This window comes from Xanthomonas populi, from assembly GCF_002940065.1.
GTDB classification, from domain to species: domain Bacteria; phylum Pseudomonadota; class Gammaproteobacteria; order Xanthomonadales; family Xanthomonadaceae; genus Xanthomonas; species Xanthomonas populi.
Window position 1 is genome coordinate 1 of the sequence record NZ_MDEJ01000111.1, and the last position, 13,216, is coordinate 13,216.

A 13,216-nucleotide genomic window follows, 5' to 3' on the forward strand; every position below is an offset into this window, starting at 1 on the left:
GCTCCCCTGCAGAACCTGGCCCATCGTGCTTGCTTCCATTCGAGGGGAAATAATGCACCATCAACACCTGGGATCAAACAGGTTCGCTGCACGTTTTTAGCACGCTAGTCTCGGGCACTCTTGCGTGATATTGCTGCCATGCGATTGCTCGTCAGACCGACAAAGACGATCGCCAGCGCAAACGCAAATGCCACGCGTCGGCATGCGGTCCAAGCCGTCGCTTCCGCAAGCATTTCAGCGACGCGGACATCACGTGCGAGCAGCTGTTTTGAGAGCCGCTTTCAGTCGCCGCGAAGCGTCCCGCGCTCTTCAATCCGCGGCTTTTTCAACGCACCACAGGCATCGTCTGCACCCGTCGTTTGCGTGGCGTCGATCGTGCCGTAATAGCCAACGCCAACCGTATTGTCGAAGAACTGCCCGCCTTGCGAGGGGCACTCGCCCTCGGGCTTGATCCAGTCCGAAAACGCCGCATACTTGCCTGCCATGACGAAACGGTTGGCACCAACATACGTGTTGTCGGAGGCATCGCGGGTACGCACCGCATCGCCATTGACGTCGGTAAACGTATTGCCTTCGATGCGATTGCCGGAGGAGTGGCGCGCCAGATACAGCGCATGGATGAAGCCGGAGGTCTTGGTGTCGTTTTCGATCAACACGAAGCGATTGCGCTCGATGCGGTTGTCGCGCGAGTTCTGCAACCGGATCGCCGCGAACGAATACGCAGCCTCACTGCTGCTGCCGTGGATGCCGCCAATCCGCTCGAAGGTCATAGTGCGGATCACGTTGCCGCTGTTGCCGTCCTCGTTGCGCTTGCTGCTGCCAAGATCCATCGCCATCCAGTAATTACTCACCTTCAGACCGATAAACGACAATCGCGTGGCTGCATTCTCGCCGCCTTTCAGCGTGAACCAGACGGCGCCACCGCGTCCGTCGAACCACGGTGGTGTGGCGGCATCGGAGGCTGCGATAAACCGGATGGACGCTCCATTGGTGAACGTCCATTGCACCGACTGCCGCAGATAGGTGCCTGCAGCAATCACCACATCGACCGCGCTGGTGGGCCGCCGTTCGAGCAAGCGCTGCTGGGCTGCATTCAAACTGCGCAATGCCGTCGACGCACTGGTGCCTGCTGCGGTGTCGTTGCCATCCGGCGCCAGATACAGCCGCAAGGTCTGTGCATATGCCGCGCCGGGCAGCAGCGCTGCCAGAAACACCACCAACAAGACTGCGGAGCGTCGCGTTTGCATCGGGCACCTCGTGATCGGTGATGACGTGCGTTGTCTGTCAGTGTCGTCACTGCACTGCACAGGTGCAGCGTGCGGCGCATTGCAGCCGAGCCGCACGCACCAGAACTACTTCTTGGTCGGACGCTCCCAGCCTTCGATCACGGTCTGACGCGGGCGCGCCACACTCAGCTGGCCCGCCGGTGCATCGCGGGTGAGCACCGACCCCGCGCCCACGGTGGCATTGGCGCCGATGGTGATCGGCGCCACCAACGCGCTGTTGGAACCGACGAAGGCGCCATTGCCGATGGTGGTCTGCGACTTGTTCACCCCATCGTAGTTGCAGGTGATGGTACCGGCGCCGATGTTGACCTTGCTGCCTATCACCGCATCGCCCAGATAGGTCAGATGGTTGGCCTTGCTGCCCATGCCCATGCTCACTTTCTTGGTCTCCACGAAGTTGCCGATATGCACGCCATCGGCCAACACCGTGCCAGCACGCAGACGCGCGAACGGGCCGATCATCACCGCGCCTTCGGTGACCACGCCTTCGAGATCGCAGTGCGCACGCACCTGCGTGCCGGCACCGAGCGTCACATCGCGCAATCGCACGAACGGGCCGATCACTACGCCATCGCCCAGCCTTACCTCGCCTTCCAGAATCACATCGATATCCAGTTGCACGTCGGTACCCACTGTCACCGTGCCGCGTTGCTCCACGCGTGCCGGGTCGGCCATGCGCACGCCGCGCAGGCAGAGCGCACGGGCGGCACGCGTTTGCCAGGCGCGTTCAAGTAGCGCCAGTTGCCACAGGTCGTTGGCACCTTCCACATCCTGCGGGTCGTGCACATGCACCATGTCGGCCGGGGTGAAATCGGCGGCAGCGCTGGCAAACACGTCGGTGAGGTAAAACTCGCCCTGCGCGTTTTCGTTCGACAAACCGCCCAGCCAACGGCGCAGCGCGGTGGATTCGGCGGTGAGGATGCCGGTATTGATGGTGCGGATACGTCGCTGCGCATCGTTGGCATCCTTCTGCTCGACGATCGCTGCGACCTTGCCTTCGGCATCGCGCACGATGCGGCCATAGCCCGTGGGGTCGGCAAGATCGGCCACCAGCACCGCCAAGCGCCCGGGTGCGTGCAACAGGCGCAGCAGGCTGTCGCCTTGGATCAGCGGCACATCGCCGTACAGCACCAGCACCGTGGCTGCATCCGGGATCGCAGGCATGGCCTGCTGCACCGCATGTCCGGTGCCCAGTTGCTGACGTTGCTCGGCCCACCGCAGATCGCTGTGTGCGGCGAATGCCGCCTGCACCTGCTCGCTGCCGTGCCCGTGCACCACATGAATCGCAGCCGGCTGCAGCTGCCGCGCAGTAGCGATCACGTGCGCCAGCATCGGCTGGCCCGCCAGCGGCTGCAACACCTTGGGCAGGGGCGAGCGCATGCGCTTGCCCTCGCCCGCAGCCAGGATCACCACATGCAGGGGCAAAGTCATCGAGACGTTCCAAAGCGGGAGATCTGTAAATTCTAGTCGCTGTATCCGCAGTGCGTCGTGACCTGCTCACGCCGCTGCTGCGTGATGACGATTTTTAAGCGCCGCTGCCGTTAGCATGAGCGCCCTTCCACGATCACCCGGCACGCATGAGTCTGTTCCGCCAAGGCAGCCAGTTCACCCTGATTGGCGCCCTGCAGTTGGGTGTGGATTGCGGCATCTTCATTGCCGCCACCGCGGCGGGCATGCCGACAGTGCCCGCCAATCTACTTGGACGTATCAGCGGCGCAGTGCTCGGGTTCTGGCTCAACGGCCGCTACACCTTCGCCCAGGAAGGCGGTGCGCGCCTGGGCTGGCAGCGCTTCCGACGCTTCGCAGTGATGTGGCTGGTACTGACGCTGATCAGTACCTGGCTGCTGTCGGCGACGGTGGACCTGGTCGGCCTGCGTCAGGCCTGGCTGGCCAAGCCGCTGGTGGAAGGCGGCCTGGCGATCGTGTCGTTTTTTCTGGGCAGGCATCTGGTGTATCGCTGAGCGAGCGCACTGACGCTAGCGCAGTGACCAACAACGCTGCTGCTTTCGACTGAAGAAAACACGATCTGTGTCGCCGCCACGTGCAGATAAGCCAACACACGTTTAGCGCATCGCTGATCGCTTGCTCGGTAGAGCGCCCTCTCCTATCCTAAAAGGGGACGGTCGGCGCGTGGGTGCTGGCAGCGGTGCGGGTTTCAGTGGCAGAAATCGCCCAGGCTGCGCACCAGCGCGGCGCGATGCAGCGCATCCAGCTGCCATTGCGCAGCGTAATGCGCTGCTGCACGCGCGGTGCTGGTCGGGCATTCCGACGCTGCGCGTGCCGGCGCGACATCGGCCAATGCATCGAGCAATTCGCCTTGCAGTTGATCCAGGCGCGCGCGCAAGCTCGCCAGATCCGGACGCGCGGTGTCCGGCGCCCGTCCACGTTCGCGCCAGTGGTTCAACAGCGCGTACTGCACTGCCTTGTTGGCCTCGATCTGCGCAGCAAAGAAGCGCGCTGCATCGTCGGCATCCAGCCCGTGCGCAGGCGCCTGATCGCGCACGCTCTGCAGCACCGCCGCCTCGCGTGTCTGGTCCAGCACCGGCTTGCCGCTGTCCCACTTGCTCAGCGCCACCGCATCGCCAATCGCATTGCGTTGCACGATGCGATCCAGCAACGGGTCCAGCGGCGGCTGGCTACGCACAGGCAGTGCACAACCCAGCAGCACGACGGCCAGCAGGCCGGTCAGCGCGTAACTGCGCAAGCCATCGATCGTGCGGGTCATTGGATGTTCCTCAACATGCATGAGTGAGAGGCCACGCTGCCTGAAGAAGGCGGCATGGCGCGAGGCAGGCAGTGTGCCTGCTGCCCCGGTGCGCTTGGGCCGCGCCACGCAGGCGCATCTCTAAAAACGAAAACGCCGACACGATGGTCGGCGTTTCCACTCCACACCGACGTGTGGCGGTGCCTCTGCTATCACGTTTACGCGCGCCGTCAGAGGAGCGCACGCCATCGTGTTTAGTGTTTCAGCGTACGACGCAAACGCTCCAGCGCCTGCAGCTGCACGATCGCCTCGGCCAGCTGTCGCTGCGCCTGAGCCACGTCCACCGTGTCGCCACGGTTGGCAAGCAGTCGCTCGGCTTCTTCCTTGGCCTTGCGTACGGCGGCTTCGTCGATGTCCTGCGCACGCACCGCGGTGTCGACCAACACGGTCACCACCTGCGGCTGCACCTCCAGGATGCCGCCGGAAATGGCGAAGTCCAACTGCTCGCCACTGGCGGTGGTGACCACCACCTTGCCCGGCTTCAGACGCGTGATCAGCGGTGCGTGCTTGGGCGCGATGCCCAGCTCGCCCAACTCGCCGGTGGCCACGACCAGCGTCGCCTCACCGTGGAAGATTTCCTTCTCGGCGCTAACGATGTCGCAACGGATAGTGCTCATGGTACCTCACGTTGTGAGGCGGGGATTGGAGATTAGGGATTCGGGATTGGCAACCGCAGCTTTCGCTGTGATCGCTTACCTCGTCTCCGCACCCCGCTCACCGCCGTACCGAATCCCAAATCTCAAATGCCTAATCCCGGCGCTTACGCCTTGGCACTCATCTTGTTGGCTTTCTCGACCGCTTCTTCGATGCTGCCGACCATGTAGAACGCCTGCTCCGGCAGGTGGTCGTACTCGCCGTCGCAGATCGCCTTGAAGCCGCGGATGGTGTCCTTCAGCGAGACGTACTTGCCCGGCGAGCCGGTGAACACTTCGGCCACGTGGAAGGGCTGGCTGAAGAAGCGCTCGATCTTGCGCGCGCGCGACACCGACTGCTTGTCTTCTTCGCTCAGCTCATCCATGCCCAGGATGGCGATGATGTCCTTCAGTTCCTTGTACTTCTGCAAGGTCTGCTGCACGCGCTGGGCGGTGTCGTAATGCTCGTGACCGATCACCAGCGGGTCCATCTGGCGGCTGGTGGAATCCAGCGGATCCACGGCCGGGTAGATCCCCAGCGATGCGATGTTACGGCTCAGCGTGACGGTGGAATCCAGGTGGGCGAAGGTGGTCGCCGGCGACGGGTCGGTCAGGTCGTCCGCGGGCACGTACACGGCCTGGATCGAGGTGATTGAACCGCTCTTGGTCGAGGTGATGCGCTCCTGCAGCACGCCCATTTCTTCGGCCAGGGTCGGCTGGTAGCCCACTGCCGACGGCATACGGCCGAGCAGCGCGGACACTTCGGTACCGGCCAGCGTGTAGCGGTAGATGTTGTCGACGAACAGCAGCACGTCCTTGCCCTTGCCGTTCTCGTCCTTTTCGTCGCGGAAGTATTCGGCCATGGTCAGGCCGGTCAGCGCAACGCGCAGACGGTTGCCCGGCGGCTCGTTCATCTGGCCGTACACCATCGCGACCTTGTCCAGCACGTTGGAGTCCTTCATCTCGTGGTAGAAGTCGTTGCCCTCACGGGTACGCTCGCCCACGCCAGCGAACACGGACAGACCGCTGTGCGCCTTGGCGATGTTGTTGATCAATTCCATCATGTTGACGGTCTTGCCGACACCGGCGCCGCCGAACAGACCCACCTTGCCGCCCTTGGCGAACGGGCACATCAGGTCGATGACCTTGATGCCGGTTTCCAGCAGTTCGGTGCTGGAGGACTGGTCTTCGTACGACGGTGCGGCGCGGTGGATTTCCCAATGGTCCGATGCCTGCACGTCGCCGGCTTCGTCGATGGGGCGACCCAGCACGTCCATGATGCGACCCAGCGTACCGGCGCCGACCGGCACCGAGATGGCGCGCTCGGTATTGGTGGCCAGCAGGTTACGCTTCAAGCCGTCGGTGGAGCCGAGCGCAATCGTGCGCACCACGCCATCGCCGAGCTGCTGCTGCACTTCCAGGGTGATGGCGGTGCCCTCGACCTTCAGCGCGTGATAGACCTTCGGCACTTCATGGCGCTGGAATTCGACGTCGACGACCGCGCCGATGATCTGAACGATCTTGCCCTGACTCATTTTGCTGCTCCGGTTAGCGATGCTTTGTCCGAGTGGCAGATGCCATCTCGTTGAATTTTGTGATGTGGGATGCGTGATTGGAGATTCGTAAAGGCGCGGTTCGCTGCGCTTTCAATCAATCCCGAATCCCCAATCCCGGCCGTTCTTATACGGCGGCCGCGCCGCTGACGATTTCCGAAATTTCCTGGGTGATCGCCGCCTGACGCGCCTTGTTGTAGACCAGTTGCAAGGTGCCGATCATCTTGTTGGCGTTGTCGCTGGCGGCTTTCATCGCCACCATGCGCGCAGCATGTTCGGAGGCCACGTTTTCCAGCACGGCCTGGTACACCAGCGACTCGATGTAACGCATCATCACGTGCTCCAGCACGCTGGCGGCATCGGGCTCGTACAGGTAATCCCAGTCGTGATGCGCCACCTTGTGCTCGGCGGCCGGCAGCGGCAGCAGCTGATCGAAGCTGGCCTTCTGCGTCATCGTGTTCACGAAGCGGTTGTAGACCAGATACACGCGGTCGACCTTGCCTTCGATGAAGGCATCCAGCATCACCTTGATCACACCGATCAACTGCTCGATCTGCGGACTGTCGCCCAGATGGGTGACGCTGCCGACCATGTTGACCTTGATGCGACGGAAGAACGCCGAGGCCTTCTGACCGATGGTCACCACGTCGATTTCGGCACCCTGCTCCTGCCACGGGCGCACTTCGCCCAGCATCTTGCGGAACAGGTTGTTGTTCAGACCGCCGGCCAGGCCGCGGTCGGAAGAGATCACGATGTAACCAACCCGCTTGACCTGCTCACGCTCGACCAGAAATGGATGCTGGTAATCGGTACTGGCCTGCGCCAGATGCCCGATCACCTGCTTCATCGCCTGCGCGTAGGGGCGCGAGGTCTTCATGCGGTCCTGCGCCTTGCGGATCTTGGAGGCCGAGACCATTTCGAGCGCGCGCGTCACCTTGCGGGTGTTCTGCACGCTCTTAATCTTTGTTTTGATTTCGCGTCCGCCTGCCATATCTTTTCTCGGGACCCGGGACCCGGGCCCCGGAAGGGCACCGCAATCACGCGTCGTAATTAGTGTCTGGTACCTGGGGCGGGGTGAGCCGGGAACTCCGCTTGCGCGGTCCCCGTTCCCGGTTCCCTGGTCCCGGTGCGTTTACCAGCTGCCCGTGGTCTTGAACTCTTCGATGCCCTTCTTGAAACCAGCTTCGATGTCGCTGTCCCAACCGCCAGTGGCGTTGATCTTGGAGATCAGCTCACCCTGGGTGTTGGCGAAGTGGGCGTGCAGGCCTTCCTCGAATGCCAGCAGCTTGTTGACCGGCACTTCATCAAGGTAACCCTCGTTGACGGCATAGATCGACAGCGCCTGGTTGGCGATGGACATCGGCGCGTATTGCTTCTGCTTCATCAGCTCGGTGACCCGCTGGCCGCGCTCGAGCTGCTTGCGGGTGGCTTCGTCCAGATCAGAAGCGAACTGCGCGAACGCCGCCAGCTCGCGGTACTGCGCCAGCGAGATACGGATGCCGCCGGAGAGCTTCTTGATGATCTTGGTCTGGGCCGCACCACCGACGCGCGACACCGAGATACCGGCGTTCACGGCCGGACGGATGCCGGCGTTGAACAGGTCGGTTTCCAGAAAGATCTGGCCGTCGGTGATCGAGATCACGTTGGTCGGAACGAACGCAGAGACGTCGCCGGCCTGGGTCTCGATGATCGGCAGCGCTGTCAGCGAGCCGGTCTTGCCGGTCACCGCACCGTTGGTGAACTTCTCCACGTACTCCTCGGACACGCGCGCAGCGCGCTCAAGCAGACGCGAATGCAGATAGAACACGTCGCCCGGGTAGGCTTCGCGACCCGGCGGGCGCTTGAGCAGCAGCGAGATCTGGCGGTAGGCCACGGCCTGCTTGGACAGATCGTCGTACACGATCAGCGCGTCTTCGCCGCGGTCCATGAAGTACTCGCCCATGGTGCAGCCGGCATACGGGCTGATGTACTGCATCGCGGCCGATTCGGACGCGGTCGCGGCCACCACCACGGTGTGCGCCAGCGCGCCGTTTTCTTCGAGCTTGCGCACGATGTTGGCAACAGTCGAGGCCTTCTGGCCGATCGCCACGTACACGCACTTGATGCCGGTGCCCTTCTGGTTGATCACCGCATCGATCGCCAGCGCGGTCTTGCCGGTCTGACGGTCGCCGATGACCAGCTCGCGCTGGCCACGGCCGATCGGGATCATCGCATCGACAGATTTGTAACCGGTCTGCACCGGCTGGTCGACCGACTTGCGCCAGATCACGCCCGGCGCAACACGCTCCACCGGTGCGGTCTGGGTCGCGCCCAACGGGCCCTTGCCGTCGATCGGCTCGCCCAGTGCGTTGACCACGCGACCCAGCAGCTCCGGACCCACCGGCACTTCCAGGATGCGACCGGTGGTCTTGGCCACGTCGCCTTCGCGCAGGTTCTCGTAATCGCCCAGCACCACCGCGCCGACCGAATCGCGCTCCAGGTTCAGCGCAAGCGCGAAAGTGTTATTGGGCAGTTCGATCATTTCGCCCTGCATCACGTCGGCCAGGCCGAAGATGCGCACGATGCCGTCGGACACGCTGGTCACGGAGCCTTCGTTGCGCGACTCCGCAGACAGCTTGACCGTCTCGATACGGGTCTTGATCAGGTCGCTGATTTCGGAGGGGTTGAGCGTGGTTGCCATCGTTCAGTCCTAGGTGCCGGCCACGAGGGCCATGCGTTTATGTGAATTCAATGGGCGAGCGAGCTTTGCAGACGCGCAAGCTTGCCCTTCAGCGAGCCGTCGATGACCACGTCGCCGGTGTCGATCACCGCGCCGCCGATCAGCGAAGCATCCACCGCGGTGGTGATGTCCACCTCGCGGCCAAACCGCTTCTTCAGCGCGGCAGCCATAGTGTCCAGCTCGCTCGCACTCATGTCAGTTGCCGAGGTCACTGTCGCCTTGACGACGTGTTCGGCCTCGGCACGCAACTGTTCGTACAAGCCTGCGATTTCCAGAAGCGTCGACAGGCGCTGCGCATCGGCCAGCAGGCCGAGGAAACGCAGATACTCTTCGCTCGCCTGCGGCGGCGCCAGCAACGTTACCGCCTGTTCCTGGCGCAAGGCCGGATTGAGCAGCAATGCGGCCACGCGCGGGTCGCCGGCCACCTGCGCCGAGAACGCCAGCGCATCGGACCAGAGTGCGAAGGTACCGCCCTCACGCGCGATCGCAAACGCGGCACGGCCGTAGGGACGGGCAAGTGTGAGGGCCTGGCTCATCGATTAGATCTCCGCCGCCAGCTCGTCGAGCAGCGCCTTGTGGGCGTTGGCATCGATTTCGCGCTTGAGCAGCTTCTCCGCGCCGCTGACCGCCAGCACCGAGAACTGCTTGCGCAGTTCTTCGCGGGCACGGGTGGCAGATGCGTCGATTTCGGTCTGCGCCAGATCCTTCTGACGGTTGGCTTCGGCAACTGCCTCCTGCTTGGCCGCTTCAATGATCTGGTTGGCGCGCGCATGGGCCTGATCGATGATCTCGTTGGCCTTGGTGCGTGCGTCCTTCAGCGCTTCGTTGACCTTTTCCTGCGCCTGCGCCAAATCCTTCTGACTGCGATCGGCCGCAGCCAGACCTTCAGCGATCTTTTGCTGACGCTCTTCGATCGCCTGCAGCAGCGGCGGCCAGATTTTGGTCGCGACGATCCAGATCAGACCGGCGAAGGCCAGCGCCTGGGCAAAGATGGTAAGGGTGATGTCCATGGGTCGCTCAATCGCTGTTTAGGGGTGAAAGCGCCACCGCATGGCGACGCTTTCCGACCTTCATCCGCGGACGCAACCGCACGCGGTTGCCTCCACATCCTGCTACCGCTGGATCAGCCGGCAGCCTGCGACAGACGCTCGATGAACACCTGGGCCAGCGGGTTGGCGAAGGCGAACAGCAGGCCGACAGCGACGCTGATGATGAACGCGGCGTCGATCAGGCCGGCGGTGATGAACATGCGGACCTGCAGCACCGGGATCAGTTCCGGCTGGCGCGCGGCCGATTCCAGGAACTTGCCAGCCATGATGGCCAGACCGAGGCCGGCACCCAGCGCGGCCAGGCCGATCATGATGCCGACGGCGAGGACGGTGGAGCTCTGGACTTGAGCGAGGTTGGTCAGGACGGCGAGGTACATGGTGATCTCCGAACGAAAGTTTCTAAGGGTGATGGATGAATCGGGATAAAGCGAAGGGTGAAACCAAACTCAGTGACTGTCTTCGGCAAGGCTCAGATACACGATCGACAGCATCATGAAAATGAAGGCCTGCAGCGGAATCACCAACAGATGGAACAGCATCCAGCCGAGGCCGAATACGCCGCCAGCGACCATGCCGGCGATGCCCGCACCGCCCAGCACCCAGATCAGCAGGAAGACGATCTCGCCGCCGAACATGTTGCCGAACAGTCGCATCGCCAACGAAATCGGCTTGCTCAGCCACTCGACGATGTTCAAAAGCAGGTTGAACGGCATCATCCACTTGCCGAATGGCGCCGTCAGGAATTCCTTGGTCATGCCGCCCACGCCCTTGGAGCGCAGCGAGAAGAAGATCATCAGGAAGAACACGCTGATCGACATGCCCAAGGTGGCATTGACGTCGGCGGTGGGCACTGGCTTCCAGGCATGAATGCCTGCCCAGCCCAGCGGGATGGCGATGAAATCTGCCGGAATCATCTTGATGAGGTTCATCAACAGGATCCAGAAGAAGATGGTGATCGCGATCGGCGTCACCAGCTTGCTGCTGCCGTGATAGGTGTCCTTGGCCTGGCGGTCGACAAACTCCAGGCAGATTTCCACGAACGCCTGCCACTTGCCCGGCACGCCGGCCGTGGCATTGCGGGTCGCCGTCCAGAAGCCGACGACCATCACCAGGCCCATCAACACGGCCATGGCCAGGGTGTCGACGTGGATGGTCCAAAACGTACCGCCACCCTCACGAACCGGATAGATCAGGTTCTGCAAGTGATGCTGGATATAGGAGGTAGGTGTTGCTGCCTCTCCCGCCATGTGTCCGGAGCCCTTATAAGTTCGAATCAACGCCTGGCCAGAGCCAGAACCTGGAAAATCAGCCCGATGGCGATACCCGCCAACAAAGCCAGAGGAGGCAGACGCCACAGGCCGAAGCCAAGCGCCAGCGCCACGAAAACCAACACCCACTTCAACACCATCGCCAGAATCAGCCGGACCATGGCGATGCCCGCTGGCTGGATACCGCCACCTAGCGCGGTACGCGCCGCAACCCAACCGCCCAGCACCGTCGCAAAGCCGGTCAGTGCCAGACCAGCAGCGCTACGGGGACCGACCAACAGCAACCCCAGACTGGCTATGGCCACAGCGGCAAGCGGATATACCGCAGCGCACAGCATCAACCGCCGACCCGCGTCAACGGAGTTCAGCACTACGGTTACCTTACGTGTGAATGAGTGGGAAGCGCAGATGCGCCTCTGCTAGCCGCGAAAGTATAGCAATGGGACAAATTGCGAGACAACCGGCAGACGTCGGAAGTCGCTGCGACGCGCCATAGAGCTGCCGCAGCAACGGGTGGGAACTTTGCCACAAACCAACGGTCAGAACTTGCGAGGCGTGCACATCGCTCGTCGAAAGGTACTGCCGCAGGCTGGGTATAGGAGCCCCCGGGAGTCCGGGGCTCCCGGCTTTTTGCGCATTTTTTCGCACCCTGCGTGCCTTCCCATCAGCAGTCCAATCGGCGCAGTCGTTGCGCCGCATGCGCCGCGCCGCTTCATAATTCTTGCCTCGATTGCGCATCGCAGGACAAAGAAATCAGTCGTCGCCAACGCGGACTATTTTATCCGATTGCTATCTCGACCTTCACGTCGATTCGACAGGCCGTTCACTTGTGAACGACGCCGTTTTATCGATAGTGCGGGCCACAGGTCAGTTGCCTGCCGTCGTTAGGATTAGGGAGCTCCCACATGAAACATCTCCTGGCACTGGTCATCCCGTGCGTACTGGCTACCGATTACGCCGCGCCTGCACATGCCGAAGATACCGATGATCGCTTCCAGATTCGTCTCGGTGCGATGAACGTCGACAACGACAACACCATCCGTGGCAACACGCTGGTGGCCGGCAACAACGTGTCGGTCAACGAAGATTTCAAGCTCGGCGGCAAGGAATGGGAGCCGCGCATCGATGGCGTCTTCCGCATCAGTACCCGTCAGCGCCTGATCTTCGATTACTTCAAATACGACAAGGATCGCCGCGAGACCCTGACCCAGGATCTGAGCGGCGGTGGCCTCACCGTGCCGACGGGCAGCTTCATCAAGGGTGAGCTGAAGTATCAGGTCGCCACCCTGGTGTACGACTACTCGGTCATCGATTCGCCGGAATTCAGCCTGGGCCTGCAGCTCGGTGCCGAGTATGCCAAGGTCGAAGCCAACGCCTATGCCGATTTGGGCAGCGTGTTCTCCGGCGACGTGTTGAACGAGAAGGCCGACGGCGTTGCGCCGGTGGTTGGCATCCGCTTCACCGCGCGTCCGAGCGAGCATTGGGTGTTCAACGTGCACGGCCATTACCTCAACACCAGCTGGGGCAACTTCGACGATTACGACGGCGACCTGCGCCGCGCCAACGCGATTGCCGAATACCGCTTCACCAAGAGCTTGGGCCTGTTCGCCGGCTACGACTGGTTCAAGCTCGACGTCGACCAGCGCGGCAGCGACGGCCTGATCGGTTTGAAGCAGGAGTTCAGGGGCCCGGTTGCAGGCGTGACGTTCGCGTTCTGATTTGCACACACCTTTGCACCCAGAGGCCCGCTTTTCGCTTAATGCTGTTCACTTAAGAAAAAACGGCGCTTCCACCTATCGGGTAAGCGCCGCTTCTACTGGGATTGGCGACGGTGCCCAGTTCAAAAGCCATCGATCAGAAGCTTAAAGTAGCCTCTAAAAACCCCAGCAATCTGCCATCATTGACTTGACGCCCTGCCAGCGGAGAACGACAGACATGATCAGCT

At 62.4% G+C, this 13,216-nt stretch carries 14 protein-coding genes; 2 read left to right on the forward strand and 12 right to left on the reverse strand.

What is annotated here, in order from left to right:
- Positions 1-281: 281 nt before the first annotated feature.
- Both XpopCFBP1817_RS15735 and glmU read right to left on the reverse strand, forming a co-directional pair.
- Positions 282-1,247, reverse strand: coding sequence for a right-handed parallel beta-helix repeat-containing protein (locus XpopCFBP1817_RS15735; protein ID WP_128417820.1), 966 nt, complete (start codon positions 1,245-1,247; stop codon positions 282-284).
- A gap of 105 nt (positions 1,248-1,352) precedes the next feature.
- On the reverse strand, positions 1,353-2,717 hold the full coding sequence (glmU, locus tag XpopCFBP1817_RS15740; RefSeq protein ID WP_128417821.1) for a bifunctional UDP-N-acetylglucosamine diphosphorylase/glucosamine-1-phosphate N-acetyltransferase GlmU: 1,365 nt from the start codon (positions 2,715-2,717) through the stop codon (positions 1,353-1,355).
- Positions 2,718-2,863: 146 nt separating this feature from the next.
- Here glmU and XpopCFBP1817_RS15745 point away from each other — a divergent pair, with 146 nt between their 5' ends.
- Positions 2,864-3,247: a GtrA family protein gene (locus XpopCFBP1817_RS15745; protein ID WP_128417822.1), complete on the forward strand. Its 384-nt coding sequence runs from the start codon at positions 2,864-2,866 to the stop codon at positions 3,245-3,247.
- Between the two features lie 194 nt (positions 3,248-3,441).
- Here XpopCFBP1817_RS15745 and XpopCFBP1817_RS15750 read toward each other — a convergent pair whose 3' ends face one another.
- From XpopCFBP1817_RS15750 to XpopCFBP1817_RS15795, 10 genes are all read right to left on the reverse strand, one after another.
- Positions 3,442-4,011 carry a chorismate mutase gene (locus XpopCFBP1817_RS15750; RefSeq protein WP_128417823.1) on the reverse strand — a complete coding sequence of 190 codons (570 nt, stop codon included), beginning with the start codon at positions 4,009-4,011 and terminating at the stop codon, positions 3,442-3,444.
- Positions 4,012-4,244: 233 nt separating this feature from the next.
- The gene (locus XpopCFBP1817_RS15755; RefSeq protein ID WP_128417824.1) at positions 4,245-4,667 is read right to left on the reverse strand and encodes a F0F1 ATP synthase subunit epsilon; all 423 of its coding nucleotides are present in this window, start codon (positions 4,665-4,667) and stop codon (positions 4,245-4,247) included.
- A gap of 143 nt (positions 4,668-4,810) precedes the next feature.
- Entirely contained in the window at positions 4,811-6,217 is a 1,407-nt protein-coding gene (gene atpD / locus XpopCFBP1817_RS15760) for a F0F1 ATP synthase subunit beta (protein WP_128417825.1), read from the reverse strand.
- A 145-nt stretch (positions 6,218-6,362) separates the two neighbouring features.
- Entirely contained in the window at positions 6,363-7,226 is an 864-nt protein-coding gene (atpG, locus tag XpopCFBP1817_RS15765) for a F0F1 ATP synthase subunit gamma (protein WP_128417826.1), read from the reverse strand.
- 141 nt (positions 7,227-7,367) lie between these two features.
- Entirely contained in the window at positions 7,368-8,915 is a 1,548-nt protein-coding gene (gene atpA / locus XpopCFBP1817_RS15770; RefSeq protein ID WP_128417827.1) for a F0F1 ATP synthase subunit alpha, read from the reverse strand.
- Between the two features lie 47 nt (positions 8,916-8,962).
- Positions 8,963-9,490: a F0F1 ATP synthase subunit delta gene (locus XpopCFBP1817_RS15775; protein WP_128417828.1), complete on the reverse strand. Its 528-nt coding sequence runs from the start codon at positions 9,488-9,490 to the stop codon at positions 8,963-8,965.
- Between the two features lie 3 nt (positions 9,491-9,493).
- A complete protein-coding gene (locus XpopCFBP1817_RS15780) occupies positions 9,494-9,964 on the reverse strand; it encodes a F0F1 ATP synthase subunit B (protein ID WP_128417829.1) in 471 nt (156 codons plus the stop codon).
- A gap of 113 nt (positions 9,965-10,077) precedes the next feature.
- On the reverse strand, positions 10,078-10,380 hold the full coding sequence (gene atpE / locus XpopCFBP1817_RS15785; RefSeq protein ID WP_002814105.1) for a F0F1 ATP synthase subunit C: 303 nt from the start codon (positions 10,378-10,380) through the stop codon (positions 10,078-10,080).
- A 69-nt stretch (positions 10,381-10,449) separates the two neighbouring features.
- Positions 10,450-11,250: a F0F1 ATP synthase subunit A gene (gene atpB / locus XpopCFBP1817_RS15790; protein ID WP_128417830.1), complete on the reverse strand. Its 801-nt coding sequence runs from the start codon at positions 11,248-11,250 to the stop codon at positions 10,450-10,452.
- 26 nt (positions 11,251-11,276) lie between these two features.
- On the reverse strand, positions 11,277-11,642 hold the full coding sequence (locus XpopCFBP1817_RS15795; protein ID WP_128417831.1) for a hypothetical protein: 366 nt from the start codon (positions 11,640-11,642) through the stop codon (positions 11,277-11,279).
- A 534-nt stretch (positions 11,643-12,176) separates the two neighbouring features.
- On the opposite strand from XpopCFBP1817_RS15795, the gene XpopCFBP1817_RS15800 reads away from it, so the two are divergent.
- Positions 12,177-12,989: a hypothetical protein gene (locus XpopCFBP1817_RS15800; RefSeq protein ID WP_167393951.1), complete on the forward strand. Its 813-nt coding sequence runs from the start codon at positions 12,177-12,179 to the stop codon at positions 12,987-12,989.
- The last annotated feature ends 227 nt before the right edge of the window (positions 12,990-13,216 follow it).

Coding starts and splice junctions, on each gene's coding strand:
- glmU (WP_128417821.1), bottom strand. CDS start 2,717: ATGACTTTGCCCCTGCATGTGGTGATCCTGGCTGCGGGCGAGGGCAAG.
- XpopCFBP1817_RS15780 (WP_128417829.1), bottom strand. CDS start 9,964: ATGGACATCACCCTTACCATCTTTGCCCAGGCGCTGGCCTTCGCCGGT.
- atpE (WP_002814105.1), bottom strand. CDS start 10,380: ATGTACCTCGCCGTCCTGACCAACCTCGCTCAAGTCCAGAGCTCCACC.
- XpopCFBP1817_RS15800 (WP_167393951.1), top strand. CDS start 12,177: ATGAAACATCTCCTGGCACTGGTCATCCCGTGCGTACTGGCTACCGAT.
- XpopCFBP1817_RS15735 (WP_128417820.1), bottom strand. CDS start 1,247: ATGCAAACGCGACGCTCCGCAGTCTTGTTGGTGGTGTTTCTGGCAGCG.
- atpG (WP_128417826.1), bottom strand. CDS start 7,226: ATGGCAGGCGGACGCGAAATCAAAACAAAGATTAAGAGCGTGCAGAAC.
- atpD (WP_128417825.1), bottom strand. CDS start 6,217: ATGAGTCAGGGCAAGATCGTTCAGATCATCGGCGCGGTCGTCGACGTC.
- XpopCFBP1817_RS15745 (WP_128417822.1), top strand. CDS start 2,864: ATGAGTCTGTTCCGCCAAGGCAGCCAGTTCACCCTGATTGGCGCCCTG.
- XpopCFBP1817_RS15750 (WP_128417823.1), bottom strand. CDS start 4,011: ATGACCCGCACGATCGATGGCTTGCGCAGTTACGCGCTGACCGGCCTG.
- atpB (WP_128417830.1), bottom strand. CDS start 11,250: ATGGCGGGAGAGGCAGCAACACCTACCTCCTATATCCAGCATCACTTG.
- XpopCFBP1817_RS15755 (WP_128417824.1), bottom strand. CDS start 4,667: ATGAGCACTATCCGTTGCGACATCGTTAGCGCCGAGAAGGAAATCTTC.
- atpA (WP_128417827.1), bottom strand. CDS start 8,915: ATGGCAACCACGCTCAACCCCTCCGAAATCAGCGACCTGATCAAGACC.
- XpopCFBP1817_RS15775 (WP_128417828.1), bottom strand. CDS start 9,490: ATGAGCCAGGCCCTCACACTTGCCCGTCCCTACGGCCGTGCCGCGTTT.